General features: G+C 54.8%; 21 protein-coding genes and 2 pseudogenes. 13 read left to right on the forward strand and 10 right to left on the reverse strand.

Annotated features, from left to right (window positions below):
• Positions 1 to 233 precede the first annotated feature (233 nt).
• The 5 genes from HDF08_RS17090 to HDF08_RS21815 all read left to right on the forward strand — a co-directional run bounded on the left by HDF08_RS17090 (position 234) and on the right by HDF08_RS21815 (position 7,184).
• Positions 234 to 1,265 (forward strand): RecA family protein, encoded by a 1,032-nt coding sequence (locus tag HDF08_RS17090; RefSeq protein ID WP_179639786.1) that lies wholly within the window; start codon positions 234 to 236, stop codon positions 1,263 to 1,265.
• On the forward strand, positions 1,262 to 2,776 hold the full coding sequence (locus tag HDF08_RS17095) for a DNA polymerase Y family protein (RefSeq protein WP_179639787.1): 1,515 nt from the start codon (positions 1,262 to 1,264) through the stop codon (positions 2,774 to 2,776). The genes HDF08_RS17090 and HDF08_RS17095 overlap by 4 nt, the downstream gene beginning before the upstream one ends.
• Complete coding sequence (locus tag HDF08_RS17100) at positions 2,769 to 5,984, forward strand: DNA polymerase III subunit alpha (RefSeq protein ID WP_179639788.1); 3,216 nt, start codon at positions 2,769 to 2,771, stop codon at positions 5,982 to 5,984. Before HDF08_RS17095 ends, HDF08_RS17100 begins: the two co-directional genes overlap by 8 nt.
• On the forward strand, positions 5,971 to 6,264 hold the full coding sequence (locus tag HDF08_RS17105) for a hypothetical protein (protein WP_179639789.1): 294 nt from the start codon (positions 5,971 to 5,973) through the stop codon (positions 6,262 to 6,264). The genes HDF08_RS17100 and HDF08_RS17105 overlap by 14 nt, the downstream gene beginning before the upstream one ends.
• A gap of 791 nt (positions 6,265 to 7,055) precedes the next feature.
• Positions 7,056 to 7,184, forward strand: a complete 129-nt coding sequence (locus HDF08_RS21815) for a hypothetical protein (RefSeq protein WP_373563228.1) — start codon at positions 7,056 to 7,058, stop codon at positions 7,182 to 7,184.
• 198 nt (positions 7,185 to 7,382) lie between these two features.
• On the opposite strand, the gene HDF08_RS17115 is transcribed toward HDF08_RS21815, so the two are convergent.
• Complete coding sequence (locus tag HDF08_RS17115; protein WP_179639790.1) at positions 7,383 to 7,859, reverse strand: DUF2127 domain-containing protein; 477 nt, start codon at positions 7,857 to 7,859, stop codon at positions 7,383 to 7,385.
• 120 nt (positions 7,860 to 7,979) lie between these two features.
• Entirely contained in the window at positions 7,980 to 8,429 is a 450-nt protein-coding gene (locus tag HDF08_RS17120; protein ID WP_179639791.1) for a DUF3300 domain-containing protein, read from the reverse strand.
• 67 nt (positions 8,430 to 8,496) lie between these two features.
• On the opposite strand from HDF08_RS17120, the pseudogene HDF08_RS17125 reads away from it, so the two are divergent.
• Both HDF08_RS17125 and HDF08_RS17130 read left to right on the forward strand, forming a co-directional pair.
• Positions 8,497 to 8,766, forward strand: a pseudogene (locus tag HDF08_RS17125) (DUF892 family protein); the annotation flags it as partial.
• 156 nt (positions 8,767 to 8,922) lie between these two features.
• Entirely contained in the window at positions 8,923 to 9,189 is a 267-nt protein-coding gene (locus tag HDF08_RS17130) for a hypothetical protein (protein ID WP_179639792.1), read from the forward strand.
• Here HDF08_RS17130 and HDF08_RS22220 read toward each other — a convergent pair.
• From HDF08_RS22220 to HDF08_RS17160, 6 genes are all read right to left on the reverse strand, one after another.
• Entirely contained in the window at positions 9,125 to 9,637 is a 513-nt protein-coding gene (locus HDF08_RS22220; RefSeq protein ID WP_179639793.1) for a MarR family winged helix-turn-helix transcriptional regulator, read from the reverse strand. The two genes, HDF08_RS17130 and HDF08_RS22220, sit on opposite strands and share 65 nt — an antisense overlap.
• Before the next feature lie 468 nt (positions 9,638 to 10,105).
• Complete coding sequence (locus tag HDF08_RS17140; protein ID WP_179639794.1) at positions 10,106 to 10,258, reverse strand: hypothetical protein; 153 nt, start codon at positions 10,256 to 10,258, stop codon at positions 10,106 to 10,108.
• A gap of 1,505 nt (positions 10,259 to 11,763) precedes the next feature.
• Positions 11,764 to 11,925, reverse strand: coding sequence for a DUF3309 domain-containing protein (locus HDF08_RS17145; protein WP_179639795.1), 162 nt, complete (start codon positions 11,923 to 11,925; stop codon positions 11,764 to 11,766).
• Positions 11,926 to 12,195: 270 nt separating this feature from the next.
• Positions 12,196 to 12,627 carry a hypothetical protein gene (locus tag HDF08_RS17150; protein ID WP_179639796.1) on the reverse strand — a complete coding sequence of 144 codons (432 nt, stop codon included), beginning with the start codon at positions 12,625 to 12,627 and terminating at the stop codon, positions 12,196 to 12,198.
• A gap of 97 nt (positions 12,628 to 12,724) precedes the next feature.
• A complete protein-coding gene (locus HDF08_RS17155; protein WP_179639797.1) occupies positions 12,725 to 13,309 on the reverse strand; it encodes a hypothetical protein in 585 nt (194 codons plus the stop codon).
• Positions 13,306 to 13,929 (reverse strand): LysR family transcriptional regulator, encoded by a 624-nt coding sequence (locus tag HDF08_RS17160; RefSeq protein ID WP_179639798.1) that lies wholly within the window; start codon positions 13,927 to 13,929, stop codon positions 13,306 to 13,308. Before HDF08_RS17160 ends, HDF08_RS17155 begins: the two co-directional genes overlap by 4 nt.
• 104 nt (positions 13,930 to 14,033) lie before the next feature.
• Between HDF08_RS17160 and HDF08_RS17165 the strand changes: the two genes are divergently transcribed.
• Both HDF08_RS17165 and HDF08_RS17170 read left to right on the forward strand, forming a co-directional pair.
• Entirely contained in the window at positions 14,034 to 14,432 is a 399-nt protein-coding gene (locus tag HDF08_RS17165; RefSeq protein WP_179639799.1) for a YybH family protein, read from the forward strand.
• A 142-nt stretch (positions 14,433 to 14,574) separates the two neighbouring features.
• Complete coding sequence (locus tag HDF08_RS17170) at positions 14,575 to 14,814, forward strand: hypothetical protein (RefSeq protein WP_179639800.1); 240 nt, start codon at positions 14,575 to 14,577, stop codon at positions 14,812 to 14,814.
• Here HDF08_RS17170 and HDF08_RS17175 read toward each other — a convergent pair.
• Positions 14,768 to 15,724 carry an AraC family transcriptional regulator gene (locus tag HDF08_RS17175; RefSeq protein ID WP_179639801.1) on the reverse strand — a complete coding sequence of 319 codons (957 nt, stop codon included), beginning with the start codon at positions 15,722 to 15,724 and terminating at the stop codon, positions 14,768 to 14,770. The two genes, HDF08_RS17170 and HDF08_RS17175, sit on opposite strands and share 47 nt — an antisense overlap.
• A gap of 252 nt (positions 15,725 to 15,976) precedes the next feature.
• Between HDF08_RS17175 and HDF08_RS17180 the strand changes: the two genes are divergently transcribed.
• The 3 genes from HDF08_RS17180 (at position 15,977) to HDF08_RS22325 (ending at position 18,712) form a co-directional block, all read left to right on the forward strand.
• The gene (locus HDF08_RS17180; protein ID WP_179640028.1) at positions 15,977 to 16,858 is read left to right on the forward strand and encodes an SDR family oxidoreductase; all 882 of its coding nucleotides are present in this window, start codon (positions 15,977 to 15,979) and stop codon (positions 16,856 to 16,858) included.
• A 132-nt stretch (positions 16,859 to 16,990) separates the two neighbouring features.
• Positions 16,991 to 17,668: a type 1 glutamine amidotransferase domain-containing protein gene (locus HDF08_RS17185; RefSeq protein WP_179639802.1), complete on the forward strand. Its 678-nt coding sequence runs from the start codon at positions 16,991 to 16,993 to the stop codon at positions 17,666 to 17,668.
• Positions 17,669 to 18,295: 627 nt separating this feature from the next.
• Entirely contained in the window at positions 18,296 to 18,712 is a 417-nt protein-coding gene (locus HDF08_RS22325; RefSeq protein ID WP_257031195.1) for a hypothetical protein, read from the forward strand.
• Positions 18,713 to 18,743: 31 nt separating this feature from the next.
• On the opposite strand, the pseudogene HDF08_RS22330 reads toward HDF08_RS22325, so the two are convergent.
• Positions 18,744 to 19,049, reverse strand: a pseudogene (locus tag HDF08_RS22330) (recombinase family protein); the annotation flags it as partial.
• 380 nt (positions 19,050 to 19,429) lie between these two features.
• Here HDF08_RS22330 and HDF08_RS17195 point away from each other — a divergent pair.
• Complete coding sequence (locus HDF08_RS17195) at positions 19,430 to 21,769, forward strand: winged helix-turn-helix domain-containing protein (protein ID WP_179639803.1); 2,340 nt, start codon at positions 19,430 to 19,432, stop codon at positions 21,767 to 21,769.
• Positions 21,770 to 22,083: the final 314 nt, after the last annotated feature.

Genomic DNA, 22,083 nt, shown 5'->3' on the forward strand with positions numbered 1-22,083 from the left:
GGATGCAAATCGGCGTTTATTCGGCGGAAATTGCTATCCAGAGCGAACCTCTGTCTACGGTTATTCCATAAATCACGCCCAACCTGCGTCAGCTCCTATACCGACAGTACATTTTTTGCCTTAAATAATCGGCATAGAATCAATTACCTAAACGATTTGTTGCCCAATTTTGGAGGCAAGGGCGGTTGCGTTTCCAAATGTAATAGGCGAAGATTTGGCGAAGGTTGTTCACTATGCCGTCATCCTCTGCCCTCCGTATTCAAGTCGAAAGTACCCTCGCCAATAAGATCCCTTCTGCCCTGACTTCGGTTGCGAAGATGGTCCGGCCCGCAGTCTCTTCAGGGGTTGCGCCGGTAGATGATCTCTTACGAGGTGGTTTCCCGATCGGAGCAGTCAGCGAGATCACCGGTCCAGATTGTTCCGGCCGGACCTCCCTGGCGCAATCCCTTATAGCGCGTGTCGTCGAAAGTGGCAAAGTTGCCGCCTGGATCGATGTATCGGACACCTTCGACCCGGCCTCTGCTGCAGCAGCCGGCATCGATCTGCGGCGGCTTCTTTGGGTACGCTGCGGGGTACCGGAAAATTCTAATCCGGAACAGGTCCGCGATTTCGCGCTTCCAAACGCATACCTGATTCCTGGAACACCAAAGAAAGGTATTCATGGAGGCGGCTGTGGCACTCATCCTCGGCATGAAGCCAAGGGCCTCTCTTTGGCTGTCAGCGGTCTGCTTCAGACCGAGGCGCTGAATTCACGGTGTGCGGAACCGCAACGAAAGACCCGCCCTATTCAGGTCACCTATGCTCCGGCTTCTCAGCCTGTGGTATCTCCAGTGCGGAGGCGATCCGCACTCGGCCAGTACCAGCGGATTGAACAGGGTCTGAAGAGCGCCGACTTGATCCTGCAGGCCGGCGGGTTCGGTGCCATCGTGCTCGATCTTGGAAGCATCGCGCCAGAGTTCGTGTCGCGCGTAGAGCAAGGGACATGGCATCGGTATCGCGTAGCGGCAGAACGGACGCAGTCGAGCATTGTTCTTTTGACCCAGTATGTCTGTGCCAAGAGTAGCGCAGAACTCTTGTTGCGTCTGCATACTCCAAGGATGCTCCGCGAGGAGACAACCGTGTTCTCCGGAACACAGCCGAAGGCAGAGGTCGCGCGGCATCGCTTCCAAGAGCGAGGAAGTAATATCCTCCCGATTCGTAAGCCTCCCCAGAACGTCACGACAGCTTGCCGGCAAAACCGCGCGACATGGGCAGGTCAGCGATGACAAACGAAGCTTCTCTCTACGCCTGCCTCTATGTGCGGGAGTTTCCCGCACAGTCGCTCCTACGGCTGAGACCGGAATTACATGGTGCAGCCTGCGTCGTCATGACTGGCGAAGTGCCCAGCGAAAAGGTCTGCTCGCTCAACACCAAGGCCCGGCTTGTTGGCATGAAGCACCGCATGTCTCGCGTCGAAGTAGAAACGTTCGCCAATCCAATCATCATGCGTCGGTCCACTGTCGCGGAAAGCATGACGAAGGCCGCGTTGCTTGAGGTAGCCGGAAGCTTCTCGCCGCAGGTGGAGGACCGAAGTGAAGATACAGCGTTCCTCTGTGGCATCGACATTACGGGAACGCGAAGTTTGTTCGGACCACCTGAGCAATTAGGCAGAAGCCTCATCACTCAGATCCGAGCCAGCGGCATATCCGCGAGCGTCGCAGTCAGCACGAACTTCCATACGGCTGTGAGCCTCGCGAAGGGATTCTCACGGCGAGCCTCCGTGCAGGTTGTCGCGTTTGGTCAGGAAGGGGCCGCGTTGTCATCTTTACCGCTGACTGTTCTTGCAGTGTCTGACACTCAATTGGAAACCTTCGCATCGTGGGGCATCTACAGACTGGGAGAGTTGGCAACCCTTCCTGAGAAAGAACTGATCTCCCGTATGGGCCAGGACGGCAAGCGACTCCGGCAGATGGCAGCAGGATCGCTGCCCCACCTCTTCCAAGCGGCGGAGCCGGTCTTTCGGCTTGAAGACAGACTGGAACTGGATTCGCCCCTCGATGTCCTGGAATCGCTCCTCTTTGGTATCGCGATGATGCTGGATCAACTCATCGCGCGTGTGTCAGCGCGCGTTCTCGCTTTGGCTTCTGTGACTGTTACGTTGGACCTCGAAGGCAGCGGCACTCATGAGCGGACGGTACGTCCCGCATTGCCAACAAATGACAAGCAACTCTGGATCAAACTGCTCCACCTTGATCTTGAGGCGCATCCACCACGGGCAGCGATTCTCGCTGTCGGACTGCGTGCGGACTCCGGCTCTACCAGCAAGGTTCAGCTCGGACTGTTTTCTCCTCAGTTGCCGGAAGCAGGCCGGCTGGATATAACGCTAGCGCGTCTGTCGGCGCTCGTGGGAGAAGGCAATGTCGGATCTCCGGCTCTCCCCGATCAACATCTCCCGGGTAGCTTCCGTATCGAGCCATTCACCCTGCCGTCAGGAGACGCAACTATCACGGCATCCCCGATGTCACGAGTCTCCCTTCGGCAACTGCGTCCACCCGAGCCGGTAGCCGTCATGTTGAAAGATGCGCGGCCCGAGAGTCTACGCTTTCGCACCCGGCGCTATGTGGTCGAGCATCTCTATGGGCCATGGTTCGCAAGCGGCGCATGGTGGAGTCGAGATCGTTACGGACTGGAACAGTGGGATCTCGATGCGCGTAGTGAGGATGGATCACTCCTGTGCTGCTGCGTGGTGCGGGACAGGGTAAGAAATCGATGGCAGATGGAGGCACTCTATGACTAACCCCTATGTCGAACTCCATAGCGCGAGCGCGTTCTCGTTCCTTCAGGGAGCCTCCCAACCCGAAAAGTTGGTAGAGCGTGCAGTTGAAATAGAGATGCCTGCAATGGCGTTGCTCGATCATAACGGCGTCTATGGCTCAGCCCGCTTCCACACCTCTGCGAAACGAAATAGCATTCGAGCCCATGTTGGGGCTGAGATCGCGGTTCCTAACCTCGGTACTCGTCTTACCCCTCCGAAATGGCTCCCGCACCAACACATTGCGGAGCCTGTCCGACTGCCTCTCCTATGCGAGTCACGGGAGGGGTATCAGAATCTTTGCCAGCTCATCACACGCTTCAAGATGAGAGAGAAGAGCAAGGGAGATGGGTCAGCGAAGCTCGAAGAAATCCAGGATTACTCGCGTGGTCTGGTCTGCCTGACAGGTGGCGATGAAGGGCCGCTCGCCTCGGCCTTGGCGCGCGGCGGCGAGACCGCTGGGCGCGATGTGGTTGAGCGTATGGTCCGCGTCTTTGGTCCCCAGAATGTCTACGTGGAATTGCAACGACATCACGAGCGCGAGGAAGAGTGGCGCAATCAAGCAGCGATTCGTATAGCTAGTTCTCTGAAGCTGCCACTGCTGGCCACAAATGGAGTGCGTTATGCGCACGCCTATGACCGCGAAATTCTTGACCTCTTCACATCGATTCGGAATCATACAGAACTTGATCTCGCGGGGCGGCTCTTATCCGAGAACAGCCAACGCCATCTCCGTTCGGCCTCTGAGATGGCGGCGCTTTTCGCTGATTTGAATTGTGCTGTGGCTAACACTGTCGAATTATCCAATCGTCTTGAATTTCAGTTGGGTGACCTGGGATACGAGTTTCCGCGCTATCCGGTGCCGGACGGCGAGACAATGGACAGCTTTCTCCGGAAGCGCGTGTCCGAGGGAGTTATGAAGCGCTACGGGGCAAAAAGCAATTCGGGACTTTTCGAACGTGCGAAGAAACAAGTCGAGCATGAACTTGCCTTGATTGCAAAGCTGGGCTTTGCAGGATATTTCCTTATTGTCTGGGATATCGTCTGCTTCTGTAAACGGAACAACATTCTCATTCAGGGGCGCGGGAGCGCTGCTAACTCCGCGGTCTGTTATGCCTTGGAGATCACGGCGGTCGATCCGGTTGGAATGGAACTGCTCTTTGAGAGATTCCTGAGCGAGAGTCGCGGCGAGTGGCCGGACATTGATCTCGATCTGCCTTCGGAAGACAAACGGGAGCTAGCCATTCGACATGTTTACCAACGGTACGGTGAACTGGGTGCAGCCATGTGCGCTAACGTGATTACCTATCGCGGAAAGTCGTCAGCGCGTGAAGTCGGCAAGACGCTCGGGTTTGATCGTGAATCACTTCAGAGATTATCAAGTCTCGTGAGCCACTTCGAGTGGCGTGGACCAACCGACACGATGGCGCATTCGTTTCGTAATGCTGGTTTTGATATCAAGCATCCGCGTATCGCGAAATATCTCGAACTCTGTATGCGCATCCAGGATCTGCCGCGTCATCTGGGCCAACACTCCGGCGGCATGATTATCTGCCAGGGGCAACTAGATCGCGTTGTTCCGCTGGAGCGAGCCTCCATGCCGGACCGCACCGTCGTGCAGTGGGACAAGGAAGACTGCGCCGACCTCGGCATCATCAAAGTCGATCTGCTCGGGCTCGGCATGATGGCCGTGCTCAAGGATTGCGTCGAACTAATCCCTGAGCACTATGGTGACCCCGTAGATCTTTCCAACTTGCCCGACGATACGGATGTGTATCGAGCATTACAGAGGGCCGACACGATCGGTATGTTTCAGGTTGAGAGCCGTGCGCAGATGGCGTCCCTGCCTCGAAACAAGCCAGAGAAGTTCTATGACGTGGTAGTGCAGGTTGCCATCATTCGCCCTGGGCCAATCGTCGGCAAGATGATGCACCCCTACATGCGGAGACGACAGAAAAAGGAAGAAATCACCTATCCACACCCCTCCCTCGAAAGCACACTGAAACGCACTCTAGGGGTGCCGCTTTTTCAGGAACAACTGCTCCGCATGGCGATGACGGTTGCGAACTTCACAGGCGCGGAAGCAGAAGAATTGCGCCGTGCAGTCGGAATGCGCCGATCCTGGGAGCGCATGAAGAATCTTGAAGGCAAGCTCCGGGCCGGAATGACCGCAAACGGCCTCGACATGGCAACTCAGGAAAACATCATACAGAACATCAGTTCCTTCGCGCTCTATGGATTTCCTGAGTCGCACGCGGCGAGCTTCGCTTTGATCGCATACGCTTCGGCGTACCTCAAGATAAAGTATCTCGCTGCCTTCACCTGCGCGATTCTCAATAACCAGCCGATGGGCTTTTATAGTCCAGCCGTCTTGATTCAAGATGCTCGGCGTCATGGGCTCCGTGTTAAATCAATAGATATTCAGGTATCGGGATGGGCTTGCGCGTTGGAACGCGAAGCGGACTATTCGCTCTCGCTTAGGCTTGGTCTGGGCTACGCAAAAGGTCTTCGGCGACATGCCGCGGAAGCGATTGTCAGCGCCCGCGACGCAAGTCGATTCAGTTCTGTCGAGGATGTTGCTTTACGTGTACCTGTTTTGAACCGGAAGGAGCTGGCTTTGCTCGCTCGTGTGGGCGCGATGAATGGTATTGACGGAGTGCAGCATCGGCGCGACGCACTCTGGCAAGTAGAACGGGCTGGCAAGCTGGAAGGACCTTTGCTCAGTCAGCAAAGCGAATGGCTCCAGGAAAACAGCAAAAGTTTTCCATTACGAGAGATGACCCCAGAAGAACGCCTGGTTGCCGATTATGCGGGAACGAGTGTGACCACCGGCCCGCATCCCATGCACTTTCGCAGGCAGGAACTTAACAAGCAGGGATATCTCACAGCCATTGAATTGAGGAAACGACGGGACGGAGAGTTCGTGAGAACAGCGGGTTTGGCCATCGTAAAACAGAGGCCAGGTACAGCAAAGGGTACCGTTTTCCTGTCAGTCTCGGATGAGACAGGTATTTTTAACGTCATCGTTACCAAGGAATTCTTTGAGCGAAATCGTAGCGCAATCTCGAACGCTAGGTTCATTTCGGTGGAAGGGCCGCTTCAGAACGAAGACGACGCGATTCATGTCAAAGCCTCACGAATTAAAGCTCTACCGACACGAGGGTTAGAGGTGACGTCGCATGACTTCCACTAATGTTGGTTCTCGGGTGGGCGGCTATCGTCGGGAGGTGGACTTTCAAAAACTTGGGCCGGCACTGCTCATTGCCTCTAGTCTTGTCCTCGCGATCCGCACAGCGCGCTGGGACCCAACGCACAGCGACGGGCTCGCAAACGTGGAGTGGGAGAAAGAAGTTGAGCATAGCATCCGCATCGCGAAGTTTGTGCTTTCTCATCTGACCTCCCGGCACCCTGATCTCTTTCAATCGAAAGATGTCGCCTGGTATGTCGCGACGGATGAAGAGACGCCGAGATAGATTTGGGTAGACGCAAGCGTCTTACCAAGGCTAATATTCCCGAATTTGCTTCATGAGTGCATTGACTGATATCGCCAATTGAAATCAGTGGCCCGACCAGCATGTCCGCCAATAAAAAGTTACGGCGAAGATCACTGAGCCGGTCGAGGCGGAGATGCTCGGACACGTAAAGCCACCGATCAGCGGGCACCACTGGCCAAAATCATCCCAAAGCCGGAGACAGACGCCAGCATACGAGTCAGCGCAAGCTGGCAACACTATGAGCAGAGCCGCACAGGAGAAGAGAAGACCAACCCCCGATCCCGTAAGTGTTCCAGCATCATAGGCATAATGTGGTAAAACGGACTCCACCCAGTTGCCTGCGACCTCCAGCACCAAAAACCAGAGCAGCAGCACTACTAGGTGGCTATCCGGAAGGCAGGCAGTAGATTGGCCAAACCTTCTTCTTCCTCCTCATCCGCATTGCCAGTGGACACCAAGGTCTTGGGTAGGAGGGCAAAGGTCGCCAAGGCTGCGATTAGCAACGTAGCTCCGCTCCGGAGAACACTGCACCAAGAAACAAATTTGCCAGGAAGGCTCCGCAAAGAGGCCCCAGAACTCGCCCTAAATTTAATGCGACTCGCCCGCGAGCAAACAGGCGGCGCTGCTGTTCTGCGTGAGTGCCGGATCATCATTGGCATCGTCGCAGGCTGGCTTACGGGCAAAATCATGAAAGGGTCTAGCTTCGGAGTCTTGATGGATATGGTTTCGGGGTCATCGGTGCCCTGACCGGATGGTTCATCTCCTCGCATATTGGTCTCGGCGGTGTCGGAGATCATGGCCTCATTATGAGCATTGTGATCGCGGTTGTCGGAGCTGTGATTCTCCCCTTGCTCGTTCGGCTCGTCACGGGAAACAATCGGCAGAGCTTTAGTCCTTAAAGCGGCTAAGAGCATGCATTCAGTTAGGCTGAAACGACAACGAGAAGTGAGCACCACGAGATGCTCCCCTTTAGTTCCGTCAGACCTAGTCTCGACAACACTCAACAGAACTGGCCGTCTTCCTTGACTCAGGCGGGCGTATGGATTGCGGAAAACAGCGAGAAACGGTCAACGAAAGGAGCTAGGCCTCGGGCTCGGCTAGTGTGTTTCGTTGACACTAGATCGTTCTTTACGAATTCTCAATATGAGATAGACAGCGATGGCAATGTTGAGCAGGAGCACGATGACCTTCGTGGCAGTTGGATGGCGGTAAATCTCGAAAATCTCTAGTGGCACGAGCGAGCTCGTGATAATCGTCGTGAACCACTCCGCCCATGGCTTCGCAAGCCAGAGCCCAATACCCTCGGTGAGAAAGAGGGCGGCATAAACGAAGCTGCCGATGCCAAGATCCTTGAAGTCCTTGGGCGGAATATTCGATAATTTGCCAAGGGCAAGGTCGACGTAGTGTCCCCCAGGATTGAAGCCGAACTTGGCGATCAAGAGAGTCACTGAGTCCCCAGGAACGCCATCGTGAAACAAGTGCAAGGCGCCAAAGCCCACCGCGATAAGAGCGATCGCTTTGAATAATTTGAAGATCGCTATTAGTCTTAGCAGACCAGAATTTTTTTTGTTCATTGGACCGTTCGCCTTCAGAGGACTTTAGCATTGCCTTTTGGTGCTAACCAAAGTCTCTAAGAGGTACCCCAGTGGCACCTGGGGCGGCATCTTTGCCGCCCCCCTTACAATCTCGATTGTCTAGCGTTTGCCACGCTTCTTATCTCCGGTGGATCTCACTCGCGGGCCGACCGGCCGAATCCGGGGATGGGAGTACGGGGTGAACATAGACCCCCGGTTTACCCAACTATGTTCCCACGGATTCCCTCCGATCACAATCGTGTGAGCTGGCCAGAAGAACGCCGGACCGGTGCACCAGCCCCATGTCCCGAAGGTGGCGGAGATGGTAACTGCGGGTCCAAATCGGATCGCGGTGCCAACTACGAAGCCTGGCCAAGGGCGAGCGAACACGATGACCGGATCGTAGTAAGGTACGTAGAATACCGCAGGGTTTAGAAGTCGGATCTCAATGGAGCCTCCCGTCTCGACCATATTCACGTAGCTGTTAGGAGCCAGATCGCCATAGCTGCGCGCCTTCTGCCGCATCCGCTGCACAGCATCCATCACCTCGGCGCGCTGGCTAAGATCCATAAACCCAAACCAGTTCCGTTAATGCCTTTCGTGGTGAAGAACGGCTCAGAGATTCGCTTTACGTACGGAACATTACGAGATCGCAGGCTACGAAGCCTGCATCTCTATGGCGACCGCTTTGGCAATGCCGAATATAGTGAGGCTGCTCAACTCCAACCTAGAGGAGTTGTCGGCGGCAAGGAAGATCACGACATCAGGGGCACCAATCATGAAGCAAAGTGCCAAAGAGCCCGAGCAGGCGAAGAAGCCGAAGACCGAGAAAGAGAAATACTCCGCTAAAAAGAGCAAGGAAGAAGAGGCGAAAGCCGCGCCCGAACTCAATACGTCTACCACCTGAGGGCAATCCGCTTACCCCGATGCGGTCGATTAGGACTCAGATCTCTCACCCTAGAGAGAAGTGGCGCAAGTGTGTCAATCTCGTCGAGGGAGTGGCAACCTTTACAGAACGTCTGCGCTCCAAGTATAAATACTTCGTACTACGAAAGGACAACGAATGAGTCAGCCGAAGCTGTATTCTGTCGAAGAAGCAATCAAGGCACAGAAGTCTTTGCGCGAAGCAGCCGGGCTGGGACCTGAGCAGTTTCCCATCCAGGCGTTTGTTGGAATGATCAGTGACGAGATTGAGTCTCTGCGGAAGCGTGGCAAGACCGATGACGATATCGCGTCCCTTATTCAGCGAAACAGCGCAATCGAGATCACTGCTGCCGAGATTGCCGAGAACTACGCCTCACCTGAAGAGCGTCATCAGCATAGCGAGTAGGCTTAGGGGCCTCTAGGCTTATGGCGCTGAGCTTCACCATCTGCTCAAGGCCGGCGAGGAGGCCCTCACGCCCTGTCTTACTCATTCGACCGAATATTCCAGACATGAAGGCGTGGAAACCCAAAGATGTGGAGTTCTGTAAAGTCTCGCCTGCCTTTGTCGCAGAAATGTCGATTTTCCGACCGTCTGTGATCTGACGGGTTCGGCGGACAAGATCTCGCTCTTCCAAAGAGTTAACGGTGGCGTTTAGGGTGGCTGGACTTAAATTCAGTCTTCTTGAGAGTTCTGTGAGAGTCATGCCTTGCTTTGGAACCACGTTCAAGGTTATGAACTGCGTCGCGCTCAATCCTGCTTGCTGGAAGCGGTTAAAGTTTGCGGCCTGGATCACCTGACGGAGCTGCATCCATGCGGCAATAAAGCGGGTTGTCTCATTTTCGAAAGCCGACATGCATCTATTGTGGACGAGATCTCGCAAGCTGGCTCCAACTAATGTGATTCCTAGCCAAATTCGCCAAAAGTCAGCGTCTACCTTCGATTAGCAACTCTGAATGAACCAGCCGTATTCGCGTCAACCCTTCAGCTTGCCTCCGGAGCTCCGTCGGAAGAATGAGAAGAGCGAGTTGGTGCACAGGTAAATCAGACACATCTCGCACTAAATGATTCTCATAATTCTGAGAAGGTGAATCTGTACATGTTAATGGTGCAGAGTCGAATCGCCTTACTCAACGAAATCGCATTATGTACACTTAGCTTCTGTGACCGACAGGCCAAAAAGGAAAGTCACACCATCGCGCTGTAGAGCCCGATGTCGAGCACCATGCACCACAGTTTTGCCTACCTAAAGATCTCCCCACCTGCTTCTTCAATCAATCCTCCCGTTCGTCCTCATAGCCACAAGGCTCCGACCAACGGTAGATCACTTCTGCCTTCGCTCTAGCCCCGTGCTAGGATCCAGCGCGAAGTTGAAGTGGCGCCGAAACTTTTCCTGCTTCTTCATCTGTCTCAGCGCATAGCCGTTCCAGGGCCAACCGTTGCCGCGTTCGACGGGCTGCGCTAACTGCCGATCCATCAGGTTCCAAACCGCGCTGGAAACGCCCCATGCGCTGATACCTTTTTCGTGGCTGTCCGACTCCTCCGCAGATAGGCTTTCGCAGCGTAGAAGCTTTCTGACCTCCTCATGGGAACTATGAAGCAACAAAGGCCCGATGCGCCTTTGTCCATTTGGTCCTATGAAATGAACCGCTCAGTCTGCCGACATAACGTTGACCAAAACGCGATGACTATTCACCTTTCACCGCAGAATAGTCGGCCCGGTTCATAATTCTCGCTCTGAGCGTTGAAGTCTAAAGAGTTCTGCTCTTGTTTGCCGTGTCACGCTAAGGGTCCACCGTACGAAGATGTTGATGGCGAAGACGCCGGTTCGACCGTTACTCCTGCAATTGTGGCGTGAGCAGCATCCAAATGGTCGGGTTTCGGTGATGAACCACAATCGGGCGCCGCACACTCTACAGCAACGGCCGTCCCGCTTCAGGACCATCTCTCGCAGCCCACCAAAGTATTCCTCATCCTGACGCTTGAGCGTGTAGCAAGTCGCGCAAGGCCGTGTGCGAGGATCTTCGCATTCCCGCAGCTGCAGTACATGGCGCTTTGGAAGCACTTTTTCAACGCACCTTTTCTCCCAACATGCCCAGACTAATATCGACGCAGATCCAACCTTCTTTCCAAAGATCACTGCGGGCACTATCAAACGGAATCCCATTTGCTTTGGCTTGGCTGCCCGCGTAGAAGAGAAGGCCCCAAGTCTCTACGAAGTTGTCTTCGCCGCCTTCCTCAAGCACTTTAGGGGTGTCGAGCTGACTCCAACAGCTCCGTGTCGGCATCGTCCCGTCCCATTTGCCACCAGCGGTGCGATGTCTCCAGCTTCGGAATTCCGCTCAAGCGAGCGCCATAACCGACCGCATACTCCGCGGGCTCCCACCTTTCGCAGTTGGCCTGTTCTCGCCTAGTCATGCGCTTCCTTCCGTTTAAGCGTTGACCAGCTATACATCTAATTGGGTAAACCATTCAGCATAGGGCGTTCCTGACACCTTGTGCCGATTCCAGTCGGGTGAACTGTCAGTCCACCAAACCGGGCCTCGCTCGCCTAAGAGGTGCTTCACCTCGTCTATAATTCTTCTCGCCGCCTCTTTTGCGGCTTCGTCATCCTTGCGAATTGCCACGCGCGTTTCGCTTGTCGTGCTTCCATGAGGCGCTTCACTAGCGTTCGTCTCAGGTCCTGAGGAATCTGCGGGTTGGTGCAGCGCCATAACCTTCCCCTAACCAGGAGTCACAGGATATTCAGATGTCACTTCGCTCCCAACAACATATCTATAGAGCGTCAGGCGCGCAACACGGACCTAATAGCAATCGATGTGTTCGATTCGCCGGCTGCTACGCGCCTCCTAGGTTTCGTGACTCGGATCGCGTTCAAGGCAGTCTTGCGACCACCATAAACCCTATCAGGTAGCTCTGCCAGAGCTATCCCTCTCGTTATGACGTTTTCGGGAGTCTAGATAGACTTCACGGCCACGATCCCTACAGCCTGCTCCGCCCTCGACCAAACAGCAGGTAGATAATCGCAATCGCAAGAACGAGACTAAGGCCGCCGCCACCGTAGTAGCCGACTCCAGGACCCATGTAGTAGCCGCCGCCGCCGAAGAGAACCAATAGGACAATAAGAATGATGATGAGTGGCATGCCGAAAAGTCTAGCATGCTTTTCCCAGCGGCCGAATCTCCCTAACAAACCTGGGACGACTGAACAGTGCCATAGTCGGCGAAACTCATCCCGACCCAACTAGTCAAACTGAATTCGAACTAATCAATGGGCACTGTTATCCATTCGGTTTAACATAAGGGGAGACGCAAACTTCAGTAGCGCGGGCGTGTCTTTTCGTTATCCGTCGGAAAGTGAGTAAAGCTTGAGCTACAACCTGGTCCATATTCAGGTAGCGGTAGTCGCTCGAGATTACAGGATGTTAACAGCTCGAGCCGCGAGCAGAGCCACGGTGGTGAAAGAGATGAGGGATTGAACCATCTTGAGTTCTTTGGCCCATCTCGGCAATACAGGGCAGTCTGTGGGGGAGAAAGCGGTACTCGTGTTGAAGGCGATGAAGAGGTAGTCTACGAATCCGGGGCTCAAATATTGCTCGCCCATTTCCTTTCTTGTCTCAGCATTGAGAGTCATGTGCGGAAACAAGAACGCGCCATCGGTATGGCTCTCGCGCAAATCCCGCACATTAGGACCATCTGCATCCAAGCGCCAGTACCACGACGCAAAGACAAGAATGTTTGTAACCCATAAGGCCGCCGCCGAACGCAATAAGACTTGGGGAGGTACGTTGTGGGACGGCAAGGCCCCGATCAGCAAGCCCAAGGACCAGACCATATCTGCAGTCACTACTATTCCTTATTGATGCATCGATCACCGAAGTTTGGGAAGTGCCCTCAAGAAAAAGACGCACCAATAGAACGAACGAGAAATCTTCGAAGCTGTCTCATGGCTGATGCTTAGCGGGCGCATCATTTTGAATGCGTTTGCCGAAGACCAACCCGATTGTCGTGCCAATAGCTGCCGAGTGATCACTGATGCCAAATCGCACGCCGCCGTTTATGCCAAAGGCGTCACTAAATTGGTGATATAAACCGCCAAACAAGTAAGTGCCAGGCGGCGTATTGGATTGTGAGGTGTTCTGGCCGAAAATCTCAGCGTAAAAACGCGTCTTGTTTTGAAGGTGGTAGCTAAGAGCGAACGATTGTTGTCCACCGTACCGACATCCGGTAACCGTTTGGCAGTCTGACTGTACTATCGAGCCATTCGCAATGACATCAATGTGACCGTTATTCCCGTAGTGGTGATTGAGAAGCAGAATTGCTTGTTGACCATAGCCCTGAAGCGCACCCGTTGAGGCGGTGGGAAGTTCAGCTTCATACTGAAATGCGACTCCGGGCGCGAACCGATGGTACTGTTCCTTCTTTGCCTCGACTTTTCCGCCAATTTGAATCGTGCCGACAAGGCCCGCATATTCGTTGATTGAGAGGTAGGGCCGGAAAGTAAGGGTTTCCTTATCTTTTCCGTTCACGTGTGTGTGAACTTCCAGGTATTCTCCGGCTTCCAAAACGAGAACGCGAGCAGACGATGGCCCAGTAGGTCGCGTGGTGATCTGGGAGGCTTGCACTTCGCCATATAGGTAGGGCTCGCGACAAGCCGGTGCCGGTAGGTGAGAATCTTGCGGGCGACGAGTGCTGAATCCTCGAGTTCTCCTACCCTGAACGACAGGTCGACGCCTTCGGCGATCTGATCGACGATCCGTTCGGTGATGAAGATCTGGACGCGGACGTTAGGATAGGATGCCTGGAAGGCGCCGACCAGCGGCGCAAGCAATGAGTCGGAGATGCTGGGTGGCGCGGAGAGCCGGAGTACGCCGGAGACGTTTGACAGATGGTTCGAGACGATGCCGTCGACGGCTTCGCTGAGTTCGGCGCTGTGCTGAGCATGCTCCAGAACTTCCGAACCAACATCGGTGAGCCGGAGGCTGCGTGTGGAGCGCTCAAGCAGGCGCACGCCGAGCTGATCCTCCAGTTCCACGATGCGGCGACTCACGGTTGAGACAGGCATTTTGAGTCGGCGGGCAGCCTCTGAAAAGCTGTTCACCTCGACGACTTTGGCGAAAATCATCAGCGAATTGAGGTCCATCTTCATTATTCCATTATGGAAAGCTGATTCCCAGTTTACCCCGCTTATCGCGCTGACGGGATAAGCCTAAAGTTAGTTACGAAGCATCGGCAGTCTGGGAGGTCCAAATTATGAATTCAAATGAACAAGCCGTCGTCGCCGTACTAAAGGAATATCAAGACGCGTTGAACCAGTCCGATACGGATGCAGTGATGAAGCTCTACGCCCCTGACGGCGTCTTCATGGCGCAGAATTTCCCGTCCAGCGTTGGAGCCGATGCAGTCCATAAGGCATATCTCGGAGTATTCGAGGCAATCACGCTCAAGGTAAATTTCAATGTTGCTGAAGTCTTCCAGATAGCTCCTGACTGGGCGATCGCACGTACCAATTCGGCAGGAACATCCAAGGTCAACGCCACCGGCGACGGCGGCCCCGAGGCGAACCAGGAACTCTTCGTGTTTCAAAAGGTCGACAGTAGCTGGAAAATTTCACGATACTGCTTCTCTACCACCAATCCACCAAAACACTAATTGTCGCCAGTGTACGACTTTCTCTGATTGAGTTTCAGTATTTCAACAGAGATCGATATTCGAGACGGGGGCAATAAGGAATCAGCCAGCCGCACAGCAGGCGTGTGCCTTAGTGCGGCCTTCAGTAGTAGGAGAGCTACCAATGAAAAAGTTCATGTACGGTCTGGCACTTGCTGCCGCCATTTTCGCTTGCGCCTCAGCTCAGTCCTCACATGAGGATTCAGCAGAGAACCTGAAGAAGTACGTACCGCTCTTGCCTTCGGTGAAGGCACAGGTTTGGAAGATCGATCCGAAACTGGGATATGCGGTCCAAGGTGTGGGAGGAGGTGTCTATGTCATCTCCGATAATGGCTGGCAGTCTGCATTCCTCGCAACCTGTTGATGCCCTTTCTGCTCGACTTTGGAGCGCCCCTGGCGGGAGCTTCCCCAAAGAACCGTCTGTAATCTCGGCCGAAATGTGATGAGCTTTTGTAACCGACCTCTGCTGCCGCGCTTCCAGCCGTAGCATTCGCATCAAGCAACATCGCGCGTGCTCTATGCATGCGGATCGCTTTGACGTACTGGATCGGCGTCGTGGCGGTCACCTGCTTGAAGTGGAAGTGAAACGTCGAGACGCTCATACCCGCACGACGTGCGAGGTCCGAAACCAACAAAGGGCGGCGGTATTCCGCGTGCATACGTTGAAGAGCACGAAGGATGTTGGCGAAAGATCCATGGACGTCCACCATTGCACGAATCCCCGAGCCGCTAGGCCCTTTGAGTACAAGGTAGATGAGTTCCCGAACCACTTGGTCGCCAAGTACCCGCGCGTCTTCGGGCGAGGTGGCAGTCTTGAGTAGCCGTATGAGCGTACTTGCGAGTTCTTCGTCCAGGGTCGCGGTCAGAATAGCTTGAGGGGCAGTCCGGTGCACTAGGTCCAGATTCCGCATCCTCGACACTATACTGAGCACGACTTCTCTCCGAAGGCGGACGACCACAGAAAGCAACGGCGTGTTCTGATTCGCCTCAACAACGCACTCCAGCGGCATGGGCGCGGAGAGCACCAACACTGTGTTTGAGTCGTAAACCAGCCTGGTTCCTCCCAGGTAGTCGATCTTCTTTCCTTGAATAACAAAAATCAGGCTTGGGTCGTAGGCAATAGGAGTCCGCGGTATGGATTTGCTCCGTCGTAAAACCGTAACGTCGTCCACGAGAGTCTGGTTGTAGCCCTCCAGCGGGGTCAGTCGAGCAGCCAGGCGCACCGCGTCGCTACGTATCTCAGCGGTTTGCCGATCGGCGTTTCGGTGCGGCATTTCATGACTCTAAACCACCGTAGAGGTCCATCAGCGGTTTATTGTGCGCACGAGAGTGAGCAAGGGTGAATGTGGTCGTAGCTTTAGGCTAAACAATCGGAGCTTTCGGCCAAACGCATTACCTGCGACATCATCTATAGAAAGAATGGCGCTTCGCTGGCGAGCTCTGCAAGCTCGAGCCACGCATACACAGCAGGTGCCAAACGATTACCGTGTTTTGGCGGGAGAACGATGAAACACAAAGGAGATGGTATGAAGAGGGTCTTGATTACAGGCGCGGCGACCGGTCTGGGGTATGGAACGGCCTTGCAACTTGCGGAGAAAGGCTTCGAGGTGATCGCTGCCGTTGAAATCTACGGGCAAGTGCAGCCGCTCAAGCGTGATGTGGCGGCGAGGGGACTAAGCGTACAGGTCGAAAAGCTGGATGTCACCGTTGAGGGCGACCGCAGGAAGGCCCTCGGATGGAACATCGACATCCTGGTGAACAATGCCGGGGTTCTAGAGGGCGGCTCTGTAGTAGATATCCCCGCCAGCAACATGCGTCATGAGTTTGAGGTGAACGTTATCGGACCTCTCCTGCTCACGCAGGGCATCGTGAAGCAGATGGCAAAGCGGGGGCGGGGACGCATCGTCTGGGTGTCCTCCCGTGAAGGTCTGAATGTCAACCCGTTCACCGGCATCTACTCCGCTTCCAAACACGCCATCGAAGCCATAGCCGAGACGATGAGCATGGAGCTTCAGGAGTTTGGTGTCGAGGTCGCGACGATCAATCCAGGTCCCTTCCTGACCGGCTTCAACGATCGCGGCTTCCAAACCTGGGAAAGTTGGGAGGACATACCGTCGGAGAGGCTTTTCGAGTACACAAAGCTTGCGTTCCCGAGACCACAATTCGACCCAGCCCTCATGATCACGACGATGACCAAGGTAGTCGCAGGTGAAGTCGATAGCTACCGAAACCTTGAGCCCCAATCGATGTTGGAGGAAACCAAGAAGAACATCGAGGCTCCCTGGACGAAGACTGTCAAGGACGGCCTCGGTACCCGAGCAGCACAAGTACAGAAATGCTACGACATGAATCCCGAAACACCCGAGTCTAATTGGACGCCAGAGGAGCGCGACGGAGCGAGTCGCTAAAAGCAGTATTGCTGATCAGACTGTGTCTGCAATCAGATCAGCTCATCAAACCTGTCTGGATTGTTTCCCGAACCTAGGCATTCGCATTCGCACTTGCTTCCGACCTAAAACTTTGTATATAGGAGATGATCAATGAAGATTCTTATGGTGCTTACGTCACACGATCAACTGGGAAATACCGGTAAGAAGACGGGACTCTGGCTCGAAGAGTTTTGCGCCCCGTACTACATATTCAAAGATGCGGGGGCACACATCGTTCTCGCTTCGCCCAAGGGTGGCGAGCCACCCGTAGACCCAAAAAGCGACGGGATTACAACACAGTCAATATCCACGTTGCGCTTCAAACTTGATGGCGAAGCCAAGGAGCAGCTTGCGACCACAGAGCGCCTAGCAGATGTTTCAGAGTCAGATTTCGACGCGGCTTTCTACTCGGGCGGACATGGGCCGATGTGGGATCTTGCGGAGGATCGAAATTCCAGGAAACTCATCGAGTCTTTTCTTGCGGCACGAAAGACCGTCGCCCTAGTGTGTCACGCGCCGGCCGCGCTTCGGCATGTCGAAACGCCAGACGGTGCTCCCCTCGTCTCCGGAAGAAGAGTTACCGGTTTCACCAACACAGAAGAAGCTGCTATGGAGCTGACCGATGTGGTGCCCTTCCTGCTGGAAGATGAACTCAAGAGGTTGCGCGGCATATATTCCAAAGGAGAGGACATGACTGAATACGTCGTCGAAGATGGCCTGCTGATCACCGGGCAGAATCCGAAGTCTTCGGCCGCGGTGGCGAAACTCCTCATCGAGAAGCTAGCTTAAGCGTCACATCCACTATGCGTTCAATCCGTGATATTGATAAACGTTATGTGGCCACCCAACAAATACAACGAAATCTCCAAGGCGAATCATTTGGCCGACGCGAATAAAATCAGGTCGGGCAGATCCTGGCGATCCCACCCATCAAGTCCTAGCAGCCTGTGGCAGACATGAAAGTCATGCTCCTAAACGGATAAACTGATAAACCAATCGGCATATGGCGTACTGATTGCCATATGCCGGTTCTAATCCGGGGTTCCGTCAGTCCACCAAACCGGCCCGCGCTCACCTAATTAATGTTTAACTTGATCGACCCTCTTCCGGGCTGCTTCGCGGCCGACCAAGTCCCGATTATGCATAGCTGCGCCCTTCGCCCTGCGCGTCTCCATCAACTCATGGACCAGGAGTTGCTTCCTTTCGGATGGAAGTGAAGGGTTTGTGCGTCGCCAGAGACGACCCTTGACCACGAAATATCGACCGCCTGGAGTGACAGGATACTGCGACTTCATTTCTTTGAAACCCATCATTGTTCACCATAGGGTCCCCGGCACGTCAGTTCTACATTTGATGATCTCGCTTTGTCCTAGCTGCCATGCGAAGGTCCATCGCCCGAAGGCCGTCTTGTCTGCCATGCCTCCGCTTCTGCTGAAGCTTTGGCGGGAACAACACCCAAAAGGGCATGAGCAGACCAATCTCGACTTCAAGGCGCAGCGTCCCATAGCCACACCCGTCCCTCTGTTCGAGGGCACGCTTATCTCGGCCGGAAGCGTCACGCACCCGGCATCGCTTACCGTCTCGCTCCAAAGCGGCCTACCGCAGACCGCCGAAGTGCTCATCATCCTGCCGTTTCAGCGTGTAACACGTCGAGCACAGATCAAGAGCACGCAGGGCAGTGCAGTGAGCGTTGAACAGGACCCTTCGTTGAACAGGACCCTTCATAGTTACGCTCCCGATGAGATCGACCCCGTTTTACCCTCGGCTTCTTGGCACCGGAAGCAGCCTCAGCCGCAGTCCAACCTAAGTAACGATAGACCGTTGCTCGATTGACACCGAACTCGCGGGCTAGACTAGCCTTCTCCTCCCCTTCCGCCAAATGCCGGCTCAGCTCCGCCGCCCTCTCCGGCGAGAACTTCCGTTTGCGGCCCTTGTAGGCCCCATCTCGCTTTGCAAGCTCAATTCCCTTCTTCTGACGCTCACAAATCAGGTCTCGTTCGAACTGGCCGACCGCACCCATCACACTGAGCATTAGGTTTGCCATTGGCGCATCCTCGCCGGTGAAGGCCAGCCCCTCCTTCAGGTAGTGAACCGAGATTCCGCGTTCAGTCATGAGATCGACTAGCTTTCTCAAGTCTCCCAGGTTCCGGCCCTGGCGATCCCTTTCAATCCACTTGCTTTATTCGCAGCAACGCTTCCGCCTGATGTAACAATTCTGTTTGTAAGATCTTGGTGGACAGGCGCAGCAGAAACATCGGCAGCATTTCTGACCAAAACCTGCTCTGCATTTGGGACGGTGTGACACATAACGTGTAGCTTGAGAAATTATTTGTCGTAGCCTTTGTGCGGCAATTTGGCGGAACCTCGGTTCGAGCCGTACGGTCGAAAGCAATTGCGGAGAGATCATCTTACGACGACTGAGGAGCTTAGATTGCTGGGTGGCCTTTGAAATGGCTACGCTGAACAGACCGAACAGTTTCTCCGCCGTTGTCTTGGTTTTTTGAGGGCGCCGCTAGGGCTTTCGCAATTGGTTTGGTATGCTTTGGCGAAGTGCTCGTCGTTTTAGTCACGGCATGGAACTCGTGGGATGCCTCTGTTCTCATCACGAAACTTTACGGTTCGCTTCAACCTGTCTCAATTCCGCCCATTCGCCTTATGCTGCTGGAAACCAGGGACCTGATTCGATTCGAAGGCTATGTTGTCGACCCCTCCGGCTGGACACTCAAGTGGGGGCGGGAAGCGATTGCTCTGAATCGTAAAAGTTTCGATTTGCTCGTTTACCTCATTGATCATCGCGACCGCGTATGTAGCAAGGATGAATTGCTTGCCGCACTCTGGCCAGACCAGTTCGTCGATGAAAGCAACCTCACTCAGCAGATCTTCCTGCTGCGCAAAGCTCTGTTACGGCACGAGTCGGGTAAAAAAATCATTGAGACTATTTCCCGCCGCGGCTACAGGTTCACCGTACCGGTAGAGCTGGAGAAGCGACACGCCCCGCAGGAACGGCTTCAGCAGCAGGTCGTGGTCAACTCTAGTGAAACGGTGACCGATATCACGATTGAGGAGGAGGAGATCGAAGCCAACGGCGATGTATCGACCGATGTTGCGCTCGACCTCCGGACACCCAGTCAGCCGCTCGTGATGCCACGAGTTTCTTTGACAAGCGGAGCAACGCCCACTGCAAGGGAGCCGCGTTCGCTCGGCCGCACTATTGGTTCGCCTGCGATGCGCTGGCTCGTCGGTGCCGCAGTGGTGCTTGTACTTTTGACTGCGTACCTTGCGATGCGATGGAGTTACCCAACCCATCTGCGCGTCTCGACGTACGCACCAATCACATCCGACGGACGAGCCAAATCCATCGGTGGAACCGATGGGAGCAGAATCTATTTTACGCAACTACAAACTGGAGGCGTGGCGGAGGTTTCGGTCTCCGGCGGAGTGGAGGTTCCGGTCCAGCTTGGGATCGAGGATCCGTGGAGCGGCGACGTTTCGCCGGATGGATCCACTCTGTTGATCATCTCTCAGGCAGGCGGACAAGGACCTGCCACTTCGCTGTGGAGTTTTCGCCTCGTGGGCGGCGCTATTCACCATCTTGCGGACGCCGTAGTTTCCTCAGCTTGGTCTCCCGACGGAGAGAAGATGGTCAGTGCCTCGGCGAACGGCGATATATTCGTGATGCGACGGAACGGTTCGGACGCACATCGAATCGCCTCACCCGGCGGATATTTGAAGTCGCTGGCATGGTCGCCGAACGGTAAGACAATACGGTTTTCCAAAGACGGCTTGTTGTGGGAGATCGCATTCGACGGAACCAATGTCCACCAGCTCCTCCCCGGATGGGGCAAATCGCCCACTCAATGGAGTGGAGAATGGGCGCCAGATGGACAATTCTTCTTTGTCGCCGACGGCCAGATCTGGCTTCTTCCGCGCGAGCGTAGCTTCGGTTCGAGCGAACCTGCAACCCCGGTTCAACTCACCTTCGGACCCACCGTCTGGGATAGGCCGATTGCCAGCTCCGATGGGAAAAAGATCTTTGCATCGGGCCGCACCCGGCGGGGCGAGCTTGTTCGCTTTGACACAAAATCCACACAATTCAAGCCCTTTCTCGCAGGTATCTCGGTGGAGTTCGTCGTCTTTTCGAACGACGGCAGATCTGTGGCATATGTCTCCTATCCCGATGGCGTTCTCTGGCGCGCGAATCTGGACGGCAGTCATCCCATTCAGATGACTGAACCTCCCTTGCACCCGAAATCGGTGCGCTGGTCCCCCGACGGATCTCTAATTGCCTTTGTCGATCGAACGGCAGACGGTATCGACGCCATCTCCGTCATTGCGTCCGATGGAAGCGGAAAGCCGCATCGCATTTTGCCGCTGGATCGTAAGGCGGAGACGGATCCAAGTTGGTCGCCTGATGGACAGAAGATTGCATTCTCCACGTCGCCCAATGTCGGCGCAAGCACACAATCTGACTTGCGCGCCTTCGACGTCGTCACAAGAAAGGCCACTGTCCTTCCTGAATCTGAAGGTCTCCTGGTGCCCCGCTGGTCGCCGGACGGCCGTTTCATCTCCGCCATGACACTCGATACGGTGAGTTTGAGACTCCTTGACCTGTCGAGCGGAAGATGGACGAAGCTGGATACAGGCGCCGTTGCTTTTCCCGAATGGTCACACGATGGCCGGTGGATATACTACGTCCGGTGGACGGCCGATCCGTCAGTCCAACGCATTCGCGCTTCGGACGGAAGACGGGAGCAAGTCGCCGATCTGGAAGGCGCGCGGTACACGGGCACTTATACCCTGTGGATGGGCCTCGACCAAGCCGACGCGCCCATGATGCTCCGCGACGAGGGAACCGATGATATCTACTCTCTGACGCTGGAGCGGAAATGACGGTTCTTGCTAAGGTTGCGATGATAACTGAGATCTCAATCTCGAAATGGTCGCCCATAGATGCAAGAAAGGGCTGACGCAATCGAACACGCCGGGTGAGCTTCGAAGAGCAAATTGACGAAGTGCCACCGTCGCCTGGGTGGCTAATGTTGTCACAAAACAAGAAAAAAGTTCGTGGTGACGGCCACAAAATACCTCGATAAAGGTACATAACTTCATTGATTGTTAATTGAGAAATGTTTAAGCGTGGCTTGAGGACTGTCAACGAGGCATTGTGTGACAACCAAGCTGCACACCGACTGCGGGGTGAGGAT

The sequence above is a fragment of the Tunturiibacter empetritectus genome (genome assembly GCF_013410875.1).
Taxonomy (GTDB): domain Bacteria; phylum Acidobacteriota; class Terriglobia; order Terriglobales; family Acidobacteriaceae; genus Edaphobacter; species Edaphobacter empetritectus.

Coding starts and splice junctions, on each gene's coding strand:
- HDF08_RS17160 (WP_179639798.1), bottom strand. CDS start 13,929: ATGAAGATGGACCTCAATTCGCTGATGATTTTCGCCAAAGTCGTCGAG.
- HDF08_RS22325 (WP_257031195.1), top strand. CDS start 18,296: ATGCCTCCGCTTCTGCTGAAGCTTTGGCGGGAACAACACCCAAAAGGG.
- HDF08_RS17120 (WP_179639791.1), bottom strand. CDS start 8,429: ATGGATCTTAGCCAGCGCGCCGAGGTGATGGATGCTGTGCAGCGGATG.
- HDF08_RS17170 (WP_179639800.1), top strand. CDS start 14,575: ATGAAAAAGTTCATGTACGGTCTGGCACTTGCTGCCGCCATTTTCGCT.
- HDF08_RS17100 (WP_179639788.1), top strand. CDS start 2,769: ATGACTAACCCCTATGTCGAACTCCATAGCGCGAGCGCGTTCTCGTTC.
- HDF08_RS17130 (WP_179639792.1), top strand. CDS start 8,923: ATGAGTCAGCCGAAGCTGTATTCTGTCGAAGAAGCAATCAAGGCACAG.
- HDF08_RS17115 (WP_179639790.1), bottom strand. CDS start 7,859: ATGAACAAAAAAAATTCTGGTCTGCTAAGACTAATAGCGATCTTCAAA.
- HDF08_RS17090 (WP_179639786.1), top strand. CDS start 234: ATGCCGTCATCCTCTGCCCTCCGTATTCAAGTCGAAAGTACCCTCGCC.
- HDF08_RS17140 (WP_179639794.1), bottom strand. CDS start 10,258: ATGGATCGGCAGTTAGCGCAGCCCGTCGAACGCGGCAACGGTTGGCCC.
- HDF08_RS17145 (WP_179639795.1), bottom strand. CDS start 11,925: ATGCCACTCATCATCATTCTTATTGTCCTATTGGTTCTCTTCGGCGGC.
- HDF08_RS17185 (WP_179639802.1), top strand. CDS start 16,991: ATGAAGATTCTTATGGTGCTTACGTCACACGATCAACTGGGAAATACC.
- HDF08_RS17165 (WP_179639799.1), top strand. CDS start 14,034: ATGAATTCAAATGAACAAGCCGTCGTCGCCGTACTAAAGGAATATCAA.
- HDF08_RS17175 (WP_179639801.1), bottom strand. CDS start 15,724: ATGCCGCACCGAAACGCCGATCGGCAAACCGCTGAGATACGTAGCGAC.
- HDF08_RS17095 (WP_179639787.1), top strand. CDS start 1,262: ATGACAAACGAAGCTTCTCTCTACGCCTGCCTCTATGTGCGGGAGTTT.
- HDF08_RS17105 (WP_179639789.1), top strand. CDS start 5,971: ATGACTTCCACTAATGTTGGTTCTCGGGTGGGCGGCTATCGTCGGGAG.
- HDF08_RS17180 (WP_179640028.1), top strand. CDS start 15,977: ATGAAGAGGGTCTTGATTACAGGCGCGGCGACCGGTCTGGGGTATGGA.
- HDF08_RS22220 (WP_179639793.1), bottom strand. CDS start 9,637: ATGTCGGCTTTCGAAAATGAGACAACCCGCTTTATTGCCGCATGGATG.